The organism is Pseudomonas triticifolii, assembly GCF_014358015.1.
Lineage (GTDB): Bacteria > Pseudomonadota > Gammaproteobacteria > Pseudomonadales > Pseudomonadaceae > Aquipseudomonas > Aquipseudomonas triticifolii.
In genome coordinates this window covers 18,281-33,883 of record NZ_JACONV010000014.1, presented here as the reverse complement: position 1 = coordinate 33,883, position 15,603 = coordinate 18,281, and the positions used below count along the sequence as shown (strand labels likewise).

The 15,603-nt window shown below is 58.1% G+C and carries 14 protein-coding genes and 1 pseudogene; 13 read left to right on the top strand and 2 right to left on the bottom strand.

Annotated elements, in window-relative coordinates; genetic code table 11:
• Positions 1-17 precede the first annotated feature (17 nt).
• Positions 18-380: an ATP-dependent Clp protease adapter ClpS gene (clpS, locus tag H8S56_RS17330; RefSeq protein ID WP_004884680.1), complete on the bottom strand. Its 363-nt coding sequence runs from the start codon at positions 378-380 to the stop codon at positions 18-20.
• A gap of 224 nt (positions 381-604) precedes the next feature.
• On the opposite strand from clpS, the gene cspD reads away from it, so the two are divergent.
• Positions 605-886, top strand: coding sequence for a cold shock domain-containing protein CspD (gene cspD / locus H8S56_RS17325; protein WP_024685539.1), 282 nt, complete (start codon positions 605-607; stop codon positions 884-886).
• 83 nt (positions 887-969) lie between these two features.
• Here the strand turns inward: cspD and H8S56_RS24555 are convergent.
• Positions 970-1,174 (bottom strand): annotated as a pseudogene (locus H8S56_RS24555) (NADP-dependent isocitrate dehydrogenase); the annotation flags it as partial.
• Between the two features lie 504 nt (positions 1,175-1,678).
• Between H8S56_RS24555 and H8S56_RS17320 the strand changes: the two are divergent.
• The 12 genes from H8S56_RS17320 (at position 1,679) to nuoC (ending at position 15,601) form a co-directional block, all read left to right on the top strand.
• A complete protein-coding gene (locus H8S56_RS17320) occupies positions 1,679-3,904 on the top strand; it encodes an NADP-dependent isocitrate dehydrogenase (protein ID WP_024685537.1) in 2,226 nt (741 codons plus the stop codon).
• 106 nt (positions 3,905-4,010) lie between these two features.
• A complete protein-coding gene (locus H8S56_RS17315; RefSeq protein WP_187519302.1) occupies positions 4,011-4,457 on the top strand; it encodes an NUDIX hydrolase in 447 nt (148 codons plus the stop codon).
• A 60-nt stretch (positions 4,458-4,517) separates the two neighbouring features.
• Positions 4,518-5,648 carry a tRNA 2-thiouridine(34) synthase MnmA gene (gene mnmA / locus H8S56_RS17310; RefSeq protein ID WP_024685535.1) on the top strand — a complete coding sequence of 377 codons (1,131 nt, stop codon included), beginning with the start codon at positions 4,518-4,520 and terminating at the stop codon, positions 5,646-5,648.
• A complete protein-coding gene (hflD, locus tag H8S56_RS17305; protein WP_024685534.1) occupies positions 5,648-6,268 on the top strand; it encodes a high frequency lysogenization protein HflD in 621 nt (206 codons plus the stop codon). Before mnmA ends, hflD begins: the two co-directional genes overlap by 1 nt.
• Positions 6,269-6,400: 132 nt before the next feature.
• Positions 6,401-7,771, top strand: coding sequence for an adenylosuccinate lyase (gene purB / locus H8S56_RS17300; protein ID WP_187519301.1), 1,371 nt, complete (start codon positions 6,401-6,403; stop codon positions 7,769-7,771).
• Positions 7,772-7,832: 61 nt separating this feature from the next.
• Positions 7,833-8,999 (top strand): ribosomal protein uL16 3-hydroxylase, encoded by a 1,167-nt coding sequence (locus H8S56_RS17295; protein WP_024685532.1) that lies wholly within the window; start codon positions 7,833-7,835, stop codon positions 8,997-8,999.
• On the top strand, positions 8,992-9,414 hold the full coding sequence (locus H8S56_RS17290) for a GNAT family N-acetyltransferase (RefSeq protein WP_024685531.1): 423 nt from the start codon (positions 8,992-8,994) through the stop codon (positions 9,412-9,414). Before H8S56_RS17295 ends, H8S56_RS17290 begins: the two co-directional genes overlap by 8 nt.
• Positions 9,415-9,612: 198 nt before the next feature.
• On the top strand, positions 9,613-10,344 hold the full coding sequence (locus H8S56_RS17285) for a secretin N-terminal domain-containing protein (RefSeq protein ID WP_187519300.1): 732 nt from the start codon (positions 9,613-9,615) through the stop codon (positions 10,342-10,344).
• Between the two features lie 524 nt (positions 10,345-10,868).
• Positions 10,869-12,194 (top strand): isocitrate lyase, encoded by a 1,326-nt coding sequence (aceA, locus tag H8S56_RS17280; RefSeq protein ID WP_024685529.1) that lies wholly within the window; start codon positions 10,869-10,871, stop codon positions 12,192-12,194.
• Positions 12,195-12,646: 452 nt separating this feature from the next.
• Complete coding sequence (locus H8S56_RS17275) at positions 12,647-13,060, top strand: NADH-quinone oxidoreductase subunit A (RefSeq protein ID WP_002554011.1); 414 nt, start codon at positions 12,647-12,649, stop codon at positions 13,058-13,060.
• Between the two features lie 10 nt (positions 13,061-13,070).
• Positions 13,071-13,745 (top strand): NuoB/complex I 20 kDa subunit family protein, encoded by a 675-nt coding sequence (locus H8S56_RS17270; protein ID WP_004884656.1) that lies wholly within the window; start codon positions 13,071-13,073, stop codon positions 13,743-13,745.
• Positions 13,746-13,819: 74 nt separating this feature from the next.
• The gene (nuoC, locus tag H8S56_RS17265) at positions 13,820-15,601 is read left to right on the top strand and encodes an NADH-quinone oxidoreductase subunit C/D (RefSeq protein ID WP_024685528.1); all 1,782 of its coding nucleotides are present in this window, start codon (positions 13,820-13,822) and stop codon (positions 15,599-15,601) included.
• Positions 15,602-15,603 lie beyond the last annotated feature (2 nt).

Genomic DNA, 15,603 nt, shown 5'->3' with positions numbered 1-15,603 from the left:
ACCCAAGTGGTCGGCGTTTAACCGTCCTTCTCGATCTCACAGAGTAGTGGATGCTGGCTCTCCCTGGCGTATTGATTGACCTGCATTGCCTTGGTCTCGGCGATGTCGCGGGTAAACAATCCGCAAACTGCCCGTCCCTCTGTATGGACGGCCAGCATGACCTTGGTGGCCAGCTCACGATTCAGGTTAAAAAACACCTCGAGCACTTCAACGACGAAATCCATCGGGGTGTAGTCATCGTTAAATAAAACCACCTTGTACATAGGTGGAGCCTGCAGGGTCGGCTTGGCGTCCTGCACTGCGATGCCAGCCGAGTCGTCCTCGTGTGACTGCGGACCATCCTGATTGAATGTTAGTCGAATCTTGCTGAATGCATGCATGGAAAGAAACGTTCACGGTAAAAGGGCGGATTGAGCGTGAGTCGCAGTCTGACCGGTTTTGAAATGGACTGCCGCATGACCTTGACTATCAGCTAAACGGTGTTACAAACAATAGAACCCACATTGGGTAAAAAGGGTCCGCGCAGTCAACCAAAATTTTTTTAGGTCAGGCGGATTGGGACGGATGATACTCCAGACGGAGTCCTTTGCAGAGGGATATGGCTATGCTCAGTGGTAAGGTCAAGTGGTTCAATAATGCAAAAGGCTACGGATTTATCCTTGCCGACGGCCAGGATACGGATCTGTTCGCTCATTATTCGGCTATCAAGATGGACGGTTACAAAACACTCAAGGCGGGCCAGCCGGTTAACTTTGAGATTATCCAGGGCCCCAAGGGCTTGCATGCGGTCGACATATCTGTCGACAGCTCTACCGTCACGACAGGCACCAGCGCCGTGACAGAGAGCTCGAATGCAGCTCAGAAAGCCTCCAATGTGCCAGCTTAAGGCGAACCACCACGAACGCCAGCCATAGGAAACAGTCGGCTCGGCCCCAGTTGAGCCGGCTGTTCTGAAAGAGCTGCGACAATTCACATGTGCGCGACCAGTGCGTCGCCAAATGCCGAGAAGGACAACGAGGTAGCGCCTTCCATCAAACGCTCAAAATCATAGGTCACCGTTTTAGCGGAGATTGCGCCGTTGGTGCCCTTGATGAACCCGCCCTACCACTTGATCTCGCCAAGCGTGTCGCTGAATCACTTCAGCCAGCAACATCAACCCACCTTCCAAGACCCGCCTGCGCTGGCAGCTCGCAGCCTATAAGGTGTAGCGCAGCAACCACGCCACATAAGACCCTTCCTTGCAGCGGCGGATTTTCCGGATTGCATTCGGCATGTCAGTCATCAAGCGCAATCCACCCCCTTGCGCCCCCCAATTCGAAAAGCGCCCAAAACTCAAGAAAAAACACCCGGAAGCATTGATCCAGAGCGGTTTCGTTCGACCAACGGCGAATATCCATCATTCGATAGCACGCATAGCATTAATGCTTGGCGCCAAGGGTTTGATATACTGCGCGCCGTGACCGCAGAGTCATAAGGGCTGACCCGTCTGAAACAGACCTCTCAGCCCTCCGAATGCGCCGGACTGAAGCTCGGCCCGGCAGCTTGACGCTCGACTGATGCACCCAACATCACCGCGAATAAACCTCGATCCAGGCTCATGACTGAACTGTGAGCAGAGTGCATACCCTGCGCGTATCGAGATTTTGTGCATGCTCAGCAAAACAGAGAGTTAATACGAATGTCCAACCGCTCGAAGATCATCTACACCTTCACCGACGAAGCTCCGGCCCTCGCCACCTATTCGCTGCTGCCCATTATCGAAGCGTTCACCGCCTCCTCCGATATCGACGTGGAAACGCGTGATATCTCCCTGGCAGGCCGCGTTCTTTCCAGCTTCCCGGAGTCGCTTGGCGCCGATCAACAAGTGCCGGATCATCTCGCCGAGCTCGGCAAACTGGCCACCACGCCAGAAGCCAACATCATCAAATTGCCCAACATCAGTGCTTCGGTTCCACAACTGAAAGCCACCATCAAGGAGCTTCAGGATCAGGGTTTCAACATTCCTGACTACCCTGAAGCGCCTTCCACTGATGCCGAAAAAGAAACCCGCGCCCGCTACGATAAAATCAAGGGCAGCGCTGTGAACCCGGTACTGCGTGAAGGCAACTCTGACCGCCGCGCGCCGCTGTCGGTCAAGAACTACGCTCGCAAGCACCCGCACAAGATGGGCACCTGGTCGTCCGACTCCAAGGCTCACGTTGCCCACATGAGCAACGGTGACTTCTACGGCAGCGAAAAAGCTGCCCAGATCGACGCCGACAACACCGTCAAGATCGAGCTGGTCGCCCAAGACGGCACTACCACCGTCCTGAAAGAAAAAACCGCCGTGAAGGCTGGTGAAATCGTCGATTGCTCGGTGATGAGTGCAAAAGCGCTGCGCACCTTCATTGCCGCCGAAATCGAAGACGCCAAAAAGCAAGGCGTGCTGTTCTCGGTACACCTGAAAGCCACCATGATGAAGATCTCCGATCCGATCATGTTCGGCCAGATCGTTGACGAGTTCTACAAGGACGCGCTGACCAAACACGCTGACACGCTGAAGCAGATCGGCTTCAACCTGAACAACGGCATTGGCGATCTGTACGACCGCATCAGCGCCCTGCCCGCCGACAAGCAGGCCGAAATCAAGGCTGACATCGACGCGGTCTATGCCGTGCGCCCACAGCTGGCCATGGTCAATTCCGACAAGGGCATCACCAACCTGCACGTGCCGAGCGATGTGATCGTCGACGCCTCCATGCCCGCCATGATCCGTGACTCCGGCAAGATGTGGGGCACCGATGGCCAGCTGCACGACGCCAAGGCCGTGATCCCGGACCGCTGCTACGCCACCATCTACCAGGCGGTGATCGAAGACTGCAAGAAGAACGGCGCCTTCGATCCGACCACCATGGGCAGCGTACCGAACGTTGGCCTGATGGCTCAGAAAGCCGAAGAGTATGGTTCGCACGACAAGACTTTCCAGATCAAGACCGACGGCGTGGTCCGTGTGACCGACAGCCAGGGCAAGCTGCTGATGGAGCAGAAGGTCGAGGCTGGCGATATCTGGCGCATGTGCCAGGCCAAGGACGCACCGATTCAGGACTGGGTCAAACTGGCAGTCAACCGCGCTCGCGCAAGCGATACCCCGGCGATCTTCTGGCTCGACGCCTCCCGTGCGCATGACAGCGTAATGATCGAGAAAGTACGTCACTACCTGCGTGACCACGACACTTCGGGCCTGGACATCCAGATCCTGTCGCCGGTCGACGCCATGAAACTGACCCTGGAGCGCACCCGCGCCGGCAAGGACACCATCTCGGTGACCGGCAACGTACTGCGCGACTACCTGACCGACCTGTTCCCGATCATGGAACTGGGCACCAGCGCCAAGATGCTGTCGATCGTGCCGCTGATGAATGGCGGCGGCCTGTTCGAAACCGGCGCTGGCGGTTCGGCTCCGAAGCACGTTCAGCAGTTCGTGGAAGAAAACTTCCTGCGCTGGGACTCCCTGGGCGAGTTCCTGGCACTGGCGGCTTCCCTGGAGCACCTGGGTAACGCCTACAACAACCCGAAAGCGCTGGTACTGTCCAAGACCCTCGACCAGGCCACTGGCGAGTTCCTGGACCGCAACAAGTCGCCTTCGCGCAAGGTTGGCGGCATCGACAACCGTGGCAGCCACTTCTACCTGACCCTGTTCTGGGCACAGGCACTGGCGGCACAGAATGACGATGCAGCGCTCAAGGCGCAGTTCACGCCACTGGCCAAGACCCTGACCGACAACGAAGACAAAATCGTTGCCGAGCTGGGAGCGGTTCAAGGCAAGCCTGTGGAAATCGGCGGCTACTACTACGCAAACGCCGAGAAGACCAGCGAAGCCATGCGCCCTAGCGCAACCTTGAACGCAGCCATCGCCGCGTTGTAAGAGGCAAACGGGCAGCGCTCGAAGGCGCTGCCCTGTGAAAGCCCTGGCCTAAACGCCGGGGCTTTTTTCATTGCGCAAAGACCATTCCCTCTTCAAAGGAGCCTTTATGCGTTGGCAAGCCCATGTGACAGTCGCCACCATTGTCGAGGATCAGGGACGCTTCCTGTTCGTCGAAGAAATCAAAGGCGGCCGCTCGGTCCTCAATCAGCCCGCAGGCCATCTGGACCCGAACGAAAGCCTGCAACGCGCAGCGGTACGCGAGACGCTCGAAGAAACCGGCTGGGATGTCGAGCTGACCAGCGTGGTGGGGATCTACCTCTATACCGCGCCCGGTAATGGCGTGACCTATCAACGGATCTGCTTTGCGGCAAAAGCACTGCGCCATCACCCCGACTACAGACTTGACGAGGGCATCGTAGGCCCTGTGTGGTTGACACGAGACGAGCTACTGGCTGAACAGGATCGCTGGCGCAGCGAGTTGGTACTGCGCTGTATCGATGACTATTTGAATGCCGAACATTTCAGTCTCGACCTGCTGCGCGACAAGGCGTGAGACTCGACGCCCTCAGCCTGATAGAATCGCGTCCTTTTCAAGGCCACCCGTTGAATCCCTATGCGTGATCCAGCTCCCTCCAACTCAGAAATGAAGCGCGTCATCGTCGGCATGTCCGGCGGCGTGGACTCTTCCGTTTCCGCCGTACTGCTCATGGAGCAGGGTTATCAGGTGGAAGGCTTGTTCATGAAGAACTGGGAAGAAGACGACGGAACGGAATATTGCACAGCCCGGGAAGACCTGGCTGACGCCCAGGCCGTGTGCGACAAGATCGGCATCAAGCTGCACACCGCCAACTTTGCGGCCGAATACTGGGACAATGTGTTCGAGCACTTCCTGGAAGAGTACAAGGCCGGGCGCACCCCCAACCCGGACATCCTTTGTAACCGGGAAATCAAGTTCAAGGCCTTCCTTGATTACGCCCTGATGCTGGGCGCCGACCTGATTGCGACAGGCCACTACGTGCGCCGACGCGATATTGACGGGCGCACCGAACTGCTCAAGGGCCTGGACCCGAACAAAGACCAGAGCTACTTCCTGCATGCCGTAGGTGGCGAACAGATCGCCAGAACCCTGTTTCCGGTCGGCGAACTGGAAAAGCCGGAAGTGCGCGCCATCGCTGAAAGGCATGGCCTGGCGACTGCCAAGAAAAAGGACTCCACCGGGATCTGCTTCATTGGCGAGCGCCGCTTCACCGATTTCCTGCGCCAGTACCTGCCCGCCCAGCCCGGCGAGATCAAGACCACCGAAGGTGAAGTGATCGGTCGCCACAGCGGCCTGATGTACCACACCATCGGCCAGCGCCAGGGCCTGGGCATCGGCGGCCTCAAGGACGCAAGCGATGATCCCTGGTACGTACTGGTCAAGGATCTGGAGCACAACGAACTCATCGTCGGCCAAGGCAACGATCACCCCTGGCTGTTCTCCCAGGCACTGATCTCGTCGGAAATCTATTGGGTCAATCCCATCGACCTGAGCAGCCCACGCACACTGACGGCCAAGGTTCGTTATCGCCAGGGCGACCAGCGCTGCACGCTGGAAAAAACCGCCGACGGCTACCGCGCCACTTTTGACGAACCACAGCGCGCTGTTACGCCCGGACAGTCCGTGGTGTTCTACGACGGCGAAATCTGCCTGGGTGGCGGAGTGATTGAAGTGGCCGAACCCTGGACCAGCAAGGATAAGCGTTGATGACCCCGATTCAGGAACAATTGATCGCCCTGGGTGGCGTGTTCCAGGCTGCCGTACTGGTCGACCGGATCGCCAAGACCGGCCAGGTCAGCGAAGCCGCGATAAGCTGCATGATCGGCAGCCTGCTGGTCGTCGACCCAAAAGACACGCTGGACGTGTACGGCGGTGATGACCTGAACCTGCATGAAGGCTATCGCGCCATGGCCAGCGCCCTGGAACGCGATCCTGCAACCCTGCAACGCGAGCCGCTGCGCTATGCCCTGTCGATGCTGGGCCTGGAGCGCCAGCTGGCCAAGCGCGATGACATGCTGGAGGTGATCGGCAAGCGCATTCCGGTCATTCAATCTCAGGCCGAGCATTTCGGTGTGGCCCATGAGAACGTCATCGCCGCCACCGGCGCCCTGTATCAGGACACGCTCAGCACGCTGCGCCAACGCATTCAGGTACAGGGCGACATGCGCAACCTGCAGCAACCCAACAACGCGTCGAAGATTCGCGCCCTGCTGCTGGCCGGGATTCGCTCCGCGCGTTTGTGGCGGCAAGTTGGCGGTCATCGCTGGCAGTTGGTCTTCAATCGACGCAAGCTGTTGAAAGAACTCTACCCATTGCTGCACGGCTGACCCGCCGCACGACAATGACCCTCACCACCACAGGCACGGTGTGATCTACGCTGGTCAGTCCGCCTCAGTCGGACTGATTTTTCATGTATGATACGCGCCCCTTTTCGTTGCCCGACTGTCCGAGAGCACCCCATGCAGCTTTCTTCGCTCACCGCGGTTTCCCCTGTTGATGGCCGCTACGCCGGCAAAACCCAGGCCCTGCGCCCTATTTTCAGCGAATACGGTCTGATCCGTTTTCGTGTGATGGTTGAGGTCCGCTGGCTCCAGCGCCTGGCGGCACACCCGCAGATCACGGAAGTCCCGGCGTTCTCCGCTCAGGCCAACGCCATCCTCAATACGCTGGCCGAAGACTTCTCGGTAGAGCACGCCGAGCGTGTGAAAGAGATCGAGCGCACCACCAACCACGACGTGAAAGCCGTGGAGTACCTGCTCAAGGAACAGGCCGCCAAGCTGCCCGAGCTGGACAAGGTCAGCGAGTTCATCCATTTCGCCTGCACCAGCGAGGACATCAACAACCTGTCCCACGCCCTGATGCTGCGTGAAGGCCGTGACACCGTCATGCTGCCGCTGATGCGTCAGATCGCCGATTCCATTCGTGAACTGGCCATCCGCTTCGCCGATGTGCCGATGCTCTCGCGCACCCACGGCCAGCCCGCCTCACCGACCACACTGGGCAAGGAACTGGCGAACGTCGTCTATCGCCTGGAACGCCAGATCACCCAGATCGCTGCCGTACCGCTGCTGGGCAAGATCAACGGCGCCGTCGGCAACTACAATGCGCACCTGTCGGCCTACTCCGACATCGACTGGGAAGCCAACGCACGCGCCTTCATCGAAGACGAACTGGGCCTGGGCTTCAACCCCTACACCACCCAGATCGAGCCGCATGACTACATCGCCGAGCTGTTCGATGCCGTGGCGCGCTTCAATACCATCCTGATTGATTTCGACCGCGATATCTGGGGCTATATCTCCCTGGGTTACTTCAAGCAGCGCACCATCGCAGGCGAAATCGGGTCGTCGACCATGCCGCATAAGGTCAACCCGATCGACTTCGAGAACTCCGAAGGCAACCTGGGCATTGCCAACGCACTGTTCCAGCACCTGGCAAGCAAGCTGCCGATCTCCCGCTGGCAGCGCGACCTGACCGACTCCACCGTGCTGCGCAACCTGGGCGTTGGCTTTGCCCATAGCGTGATTGCGTACGAAGCCAGCCTTAAGGGCATTGGCAAGCTGGAATTGAACGAGCAGCGCATCGCCGCCGATCTGGACGCCTGCTGGGAAGTACTGGCCGAGCCGATCCAGACCGTCATGCGTCGTTACAACATCGAAAACCCGTACGAAAAACTGAAAGAACTGACACGCGGCAAGGGCATCAGCCCGCAAGCGTTGCAAACTTTCATCGACGGCCTGGACATGCCTGCCGAAGCGAAAGCCGAGCTGAAAACGCTCACGCCCGCCAATTACATCGGCAACGCAGCGGCTCAGGCCAAGCGCATCTGACACGCAATACAATTTGCACACGCCCGGCTGTGCCGGGCGTTTTCATTTCAAGGGCTTACACATGAATCCTGATATTCCTCTTCAACTTCTGGGCGGCATCAGCGCGCGCGTTTTCCTGCGTGACTACTGGCAAAAGAAGCCGCTGCTGATCCGTCAGGCATTGCCGGACTTTCAGAGCCCGATCGATGCAGACGAGCTGGCGGGTCTGGCCCTGGAAGAAGAGGTCGAGTCGCGTCTGGTCATCGAAAAAGGCGAACGCCCCTGGGAGCTACGCCGCGGCCCGTTCGCCGAGGACGAGTTCAGCAAGCTGCCCGAGCGCGAGTGGACCCTGCTCGTTCAAGCGGTCGACCAGTTCGTTCCGGAAGTCAGCGAACTGCTGGAGCACTTCCGTTTCCTGCCGAGCTGGCGCATCGATGACGTGATGATCAGCTACGCAGCGCCGGGCGGCAGTGTCGGCCCGCATTTCGACAACTACGACGTGTTCCTGCTACAAGGTCACGGCAAGCGTCACTGGCAGATCGGCCAGATGTGCGACGCCGAAAGCCCGCTACTGCAGCACGCCGACCTGCGCATTCTTGCTGATTTCCAGGCCACCGAAGAGTGGACGCTGGAGCCAGGCGACATGCTTTACCTCCCGCCGCGCCTGGCTCATTGTGGTGTGGCCGTAGATGACTGCCTGACTTACTCGGTCGGATTCCGCGCTCCTGGCGCAGCCGAGGTGCTGACGCACTTCACCGACTTCCTCAGCCAGTTCATCCCTGACGAAGAACGCTACACCGATGCCGATGCGCAACCGGCCAATGATCCACACCAGATCCAGCACGACGCGCTGGACCGCCTGAAGGCCCTGCTGGCCGAGCACATGGGCGATGAGCGTCTGCTGCTGACCTGGTTCGGCCAGTTCATGACCGAACCACGCTATCCTGAGTTGGTCGTGGGCCCGGAACTGGGCGAAGAGGATTTGATCGCCAGCCTGGAACAGGGTGCCGTGCTGATCCGCAACCCAAGCGCACGCCTGGCCTGGTCGGAAGTAGACGATGATCTGCTACTGTTTGCCAGTGGTCAGAGCCGCCTGCTGCCCGGTAACCTGCGCGATCTGCTAAAGCTGATCTGCGCTGCCGATGCATTGCACAGCGACAACCTCGGCCAATGGTTGGCCGATGACGAGGGACGCAATCTGCTTTGCGAACTCGTAAAACAAGGAAGCCTGGGATTTGCCGATGAATAAAATCACCGTATCCGTTGCAGATTGGCAGAAAAACAACGCCGACATTCGGCGTATTCGCGACGCAGTCTTCATCGCCGAGCAATCGGTACCACCGGAACTGGAATGGGATTCAGAAGACATGAATGCCGTGCATTTCCTGGCTTATGAAGGCGACTACCCGATCGGCACTGCCCGCCTGCTACTGGATGGTGAAATTGGTCGCCTGTCAGTCCTCAAGGACTGGCGTGGCCTGAAAGTCGGCGAATCGCTGCTCACTGCAGTGATCGGTGAGGCCGAGAAGCGCGGCTTGCAGAAGCAGAAACTCAGCGCTCAGGTTCAGGCTGCCGCGTTTTACGAACGCTTCGGCTTCACCGTAGTCAGCGACGAGTTTCTTGAGGCAGGCCTGCCTCACGTAGACATGGTTCGCCAGGCCTGAAAGCTAGCCCTGTGTAGGCGTTATCAAACGCACTACAAAAACACGACGCCCCACATTGCGCCGCAGCCTGACTATGCTGAGAGACGTAATGATGGGGCGTTTTGCCATCCAGCGGTTCAGCTTACTGGGCGCAGGCCGATAACCGTGCACACTTATTTTAAGCCATGATGCTTCACTCAATCATCGCGGAGACTGGACATGTCAGGACGTACCCTGCTCGCCTCGCTGCTGATCGCTTTCAGCGCCTGCACACTTGCAGCCACAGAGGTGGTGCCGCTGAACTACCGGACCAGCGCTGATCTGCTGCCTGTCGCGAAGTCCTTTCTAGGCCAGGATGGCACGGTAAGCGCTTACGGCAACCAACTGATTGTCAACGCGGATTCTCGCAAGATCGAAGAACTTCGTAGCCTTATTCTGCAACTTGATACCGCTCCAAAACGCCTGTTGATCAGCGTGGATACCAGCGAGAACGCCTCCCGTAGCGCTAACGGTTCGCGAGTCATCAGTTACGGCACTGCCAGTCGCGAAGGTGGCGTACAGCAGGTGCAGACCAGTGAGGGAACGCCGGCATTGATTCAGATTGGACAAAGCGTGCCACTGACGACGTCCTCGACAGACTCCTACGGGTATGCGCAGAGCAACACCGAATACAGGAACGTGACCCAAGGCTTCTATGTCACTGCCAGCGTCACCGGCGACAATGTGCACCTTAGCATCAGCACCAATCGCGACCGAATGAGCCAGGAGCGCCCCGATACCATCAAGGTGCAAAGTACCGATAGCCAGGTCAGTGGCCGCCTGGGCGAATGGATCACGCTGGCCAGCAGCAGCGACCAGTCTGTGGCCGATCAGAACGGTATTGCGCAGCGCTATTCGACCCAGGGTCGGGACGATATGGTACTGCGCGTCATGGTGCAAACCCTCGAGTAGCCTGCTCTGCCCTGAAAGCCAGTACCTACGGGGCTTTTAGTGACCACTCGGTCGGTTTCAGGTAAATATGTAGTGATAACAGAAAAGCACTACAAATCGTTTGACGGGTCAAAAGACGCGAGGCATGATTGCCTCGCTCCCGCTGATCAGAGGCCCCGCAAAGGCCTTCGAATCGCGCTCTGACTCACCCACTAGAGCCGGTTCGTGTCCGCACCGCCCACAAGGCAGTTTGACGAGGTTGCGACTGGAACGAAGTTGTCCCGAGGGACGGAAGCGTAAACGGTAACCCGGCAAGGCTTTTTGGTGACGCACAACGGCATCCACGAGCCAGACTGTCCACTTGACTGAGTCATGCCCGGTACCCGCTCCCCCTCGAGCCATCGTTCACCTTTCGCAATCCTTTAAACCGCGGCCTGGTCCAGGGCCTCTCATCAGCGAGCAGCCATTTACCGTGCCTTCGATAAACGAGGCGTTTTGGCGGAGCAGGACTTTCCTACAAGACCTACTTCTAGAGGTTTATCACCATGGCACTGACACGCGAACAACAAATAGCGGCTCTTGAGAAAGACTGGGCTGAAAATCCGCGCTGGAAAAACGTGACCCGTACTTATTCCGCCGCAGATGTGGTCCGCTTGCGTGGCTCGGTTCAACCGGAACATACCCTCGCAAAAATGGGCGCTGACAAGCTCTGGAATCTGGTCACTCAAGGTGCCAAGCCGTCCTTTCGACCAGACAAGGACTTCGTCAACTGCATGGGTGCCCTGACCGGTGGTCAGGCTGTGCAGCAAGTCAAGGCCGGTATCCAGGCGATCTACCTCTCTGGCTGGCAGGTTGCCGCCGACAACAATTCCGCCGAGTCCATGTACCCGGACCAGTCGCTTTACCCGGTCGACTCGGTTCCAACGGTGGTCAAGCGCATCAACAACTCATTTCGTCGCGCCGACCAGATCCAGTGGAAAGCCGGCAAGAATCCAGGTGACGAAGGCTATATCGACTACTTCGCACCGATCGTAGCGGATGCGGAAGCCGGTTTTGGAGGCGTCCTGAACGCCTACGAGCTGATGAAAAGCATGATCGAGGCTGGTGCTGCCGGTGTGCACTTCGAAGATCAGCTGGCCTCCGTAAAAAAATGCGGCCATATGGGTGGCAAGGTACTGGTGCCGACTCAGGAAGCGATTCAGAAGCTGGTGGCTGCCCGCCTGGCTGCTGACGTCGCTGGGGTACCCACGATCATTCTGGCCCGCACCGACGCCAACGCGGCAGACCTGCTGACCTCGGACTGCGACCCTTACGACAAAGAGTTCGTGACCGGCCAGCGCACACCGGAAGGTTTCTACAAGGTCCGCGCGGGTCTGGATCAGGCCATTTCTCGCGGCCTGGCCTACGCGCCTTACGCCGATCTGATCTGGTGTGAAACCGCCAAGCCGGATCTGGAAGAAGCCCGTCGATTCGCCGAAGCGATCAAGAAGGAATACCCGGACCAGTTGCTGTCCTACAACTGCTCGCCGTCCTTCAACTGGAAGAAGAACCTGGATGACGCAACCATCGCGAAATTTCAGCGAGAACTGTCAGCCATGGGCTACAAGCACCAGTTCATCACACTGGCGGGCATCCACAACATGTGGCACAGCATGTTCAACCTGGCACACGATTACGCCCGCAACGACATGACTGCCTACGTGAAACTGCAGGAGCAGGAATTCGCTGACGCCGCCAAGGGCTACACGTTCGTGGCCCACCAGCAGGAAGTGGGTACTGGCTACTTCGACGACATGACCACCGTGATCCAGGGCGGCGCCTCCTCCGTCACCGCACTCACCGGCTCCACCGAAGAAGAGCAATTCCACTGATACTACCTGCCGCATGCTGAATGAAAAACCGCCCAATCGGGCGGTTTTTTTATTGTAAGCGGTCGAATGAATATTGATTCCGGACAATGCAGAGCGCCGCAGGAACTGCGATAAAAACGGCGGGTTGTAAATGGACCCGCGTCGCAACTATGTCACACCAAACTAACAACCGCCCCACAAATGATATCAATTATCATTCAAATTGCGTTTCAGTCACTTTCGGTGCACGGATACATAATCGGTGAAACGCCCCACGAGCCCCGTCCCGCATGCCCTCCAGCCTTTCTGGAGGCTTATAGCCGATTGATTCGTTGAATAAATTTGATGTAGAAAATTTACTTGCTAACTGTTTGCACATAAAATCATTGCGTTGACCGCGCTGCGACATTTCGTCACTGCCTCAACTCTTTATCAAGCACAGAGACCTTTGCTCTCTAACAAGGACTGCCAGCATGCCCGAATCGACAGGATTGATTGCCCACAACTGGGGCTTCGCCATTTTCCTTTTGGGTGTTGTCGGCCTTTGCGCCTTCATGCTCGGTCTGTCCAGCCTGCTCGGAAGCAAGGCCTGGGGCCGCAGCAAGAACGAACCTTTCGAATCCGGCATGTTGCCTACCGGCAGCGCGCGCCTGCGTCTTTCCGCAAAATTCTATCTGGTCGCGATGCTTTTCGTGATCTTTGACATTGAAGCCCTTTTTCTCTTTGCCTGGTCTGTGTCCGTCCGCGAAAGCGGCTGGACCGGATTCGTCGAAGCTCTCGTTTTCATAGCAATTCTGTTGGCAGGTCTTGTCTACCTATGGCGGGTTGGCGCTCTTGACTGGGCTCCTGAAGGTCGCCGTAATCGGCAAGCGAAGCTGAAACAATGAGGCTTTGGCGATGCAATATAATCTTACAAGGATCGACCCGGATGCTCCTAACGAGCAGTACCCCATCGGCAAACGGGAAACCGTTTCCGATCCGTTAGAAGACCAAGTCCACAAAAACATTTTCATGGGCAAGCTTGAAGACGTGCTGAATGGTGCGGTCAACTGGGGACGTAAGAACTCCCTGTGGCCCTACAACTTCGGTCTGTCGTGCTGCTACGTGGAAATGACCACCGCCTTCACGGCACCTCACGATATCGCGCGCTTCGGCGCAGAGGTTATCCGGGCTTCGCCACGTCAGGCGGATTTCATGGTAATCGCTGGTACGCCGTTCTTGAAGATGGCCCCCATCATTCAGCGTCTGTATGAACAGATGCTCGAACCCAAGTGGGTCATTTCCATGGGCGCGTGTGCCAACTCCGGTGGCATGTACGACATCTACTCTGTGGTCCAGGGTGTGGACAAGTTCCTCCCCGTGGATGTCTACGTGCCCGGCTGCCCGCCCCGCCCAGAGGCATTTCTGCAAGGCCTGATGCTGCTGCAGGAATCCATCGGCCAGGAGCGTCGCCCCCTTTCCTGGGTCGTCGGTGATCAAGGCGTGTACCGCGCCGATATGCCGTCGCAAAAGGAACAGCGCCGCGAACAGCGTATTCAGGTCACCAACCTGCGCAGCCCCGACGAAGTCTGATCCAGCCCGTTCTTCTTATAAAAAAGACAAGAACCGGGGTTGATTCTGTACGTTGACCGAAGTGATTGAGACCTATGACTGCAGACAACGCTCTGTACATCCCGCCTTACAAGGCTGACGACCAAGACGTCGTCGTTGAACTGAACAACCGTTTTGGCGCCGAGGCCTTCACGGCCCAGCCGACCCGCACTGGCATGCCTGTGCTGTGGGTTGAGCGCGCCCGACTGGTCGAGATCCTGACCTTCCTGCGTCAGGTATCCAAACCCTACTCCATGCTTTACGACCTGCACGGCGTGGACGAGCGCCTGCGCACCCATCGCCGTGGTCTTCCGGGTGCTGACTTCACGGTCTTCTATCACCTGATGTCGATAGAACGTAACAGTGACGTCATGATCAAGGTAGCGCTGTCGGAAGGCGACCTGAGCGTACCGACCGTCACCGGTATCTGGCCAAACGCCAACTGGTACGAGCGTGAAGTGTGGGACATGTTCGGGATCGACTTCCCGGGCCACCCGCACCTTACCCGCATCATGATGCCGCCGACCTGGGAAGGTCACCCGCTGCGCAAGGATTTCCCGGCGCGTGCGACCGAATTCGATCCGTACAGCCTGACGCTGGCCAAGCAGCAACTGGAAGAAGAAGCCGCGCGCTTCAATCCGGAAGCCTGGGGCATGAAGCGGTCCGGCAAGAACGAGGACTACATGTTCCTCAACCTGGGCCCGAACCACCCTTCGGCCCACGGTGCCTTCCGTATCATTCTGCAACTGGACGGCGAAGAAATCGTCGATTGCGTTCCAGACATCGGCTACCACCACCGTGGTGCCGAGAAGATGGGCGAGCGCCAGTCCTGGCACAGCTACATTCCTTACACCGACCGTATCGATTACCTCGGCGGGGTGATGAACAACCTGCCCTACGTGCTATCGGTCGAAAAACTGGCGGGCATCACCGTGCCGGATCGCGTGAACGTGATCCGCATCATGATGGCCGAGTTCTTCCGTATCACCAGCCACTTGTTGTTCCTGGGTACCTACATCCAGGACGTTGGTGCGATGACGCCGGTGTTCTTCACCTTCACCGACCGCCAGAAGGCGTACACGGTGATCGAAGCCATTACCGGTTTCCGTCTGCACCCGGCCTGGTATCGCATCGGCGGCGTTGCCCACGATCTGCCACGCGGTTGGGAAAAGCTGGTCAAGGACTTCGTTGACTGGCTGCCAAAGCGTCTCGACGAATACAACAAGGCAGCCCTGCAGAACAGCATCCTTAAAGGTCGTACCGTCGGCGTCGCCGCCTACAACACCAAGGAAGCACTGGACTGGGGCGTAACCGGCCCGAGCCTGCGCGCCACCGGTCTGGACTTCGACCTGCGCAAGGCTCGTCCTTACTCGGGCTATGAGAACTTCGAATTCGAAGTGCCGCTGGCCGTGCACGGTGATGCCTATGACCGCTGCATGGTGCGCGTGGAAGAAATGCGCCAGAGCATCAAGATCATCGATCAATGCATGCGCAACATGCCGGCTGGCCCGTACAAGGCGGATCACCCGCTGACCACGCCGCCGCCCAAAGAGCGCACGCTGCAACACATCGAAACCCTGATCACGCACTTCCTGCAGGTTTCGTGGGGCCCGGTCATGCCGGCCAACGAATCCTTCCAGATGATCGAAGCGACCAAGGGTATCAACAGTTATTACCTGACGAGCGACGGCGGCACCATGAGCTACCGTACCCGGATCCGCACTCCAAGTTTCCCGCATCTGCAGCAGATCCCTTCGGTGATCAAAGGCAGCATGGTCGCGGACTTGATCGCGTACCTGGGTAGTATCGATTTCGTTATGGCCGACGTGGACCGCTAAGC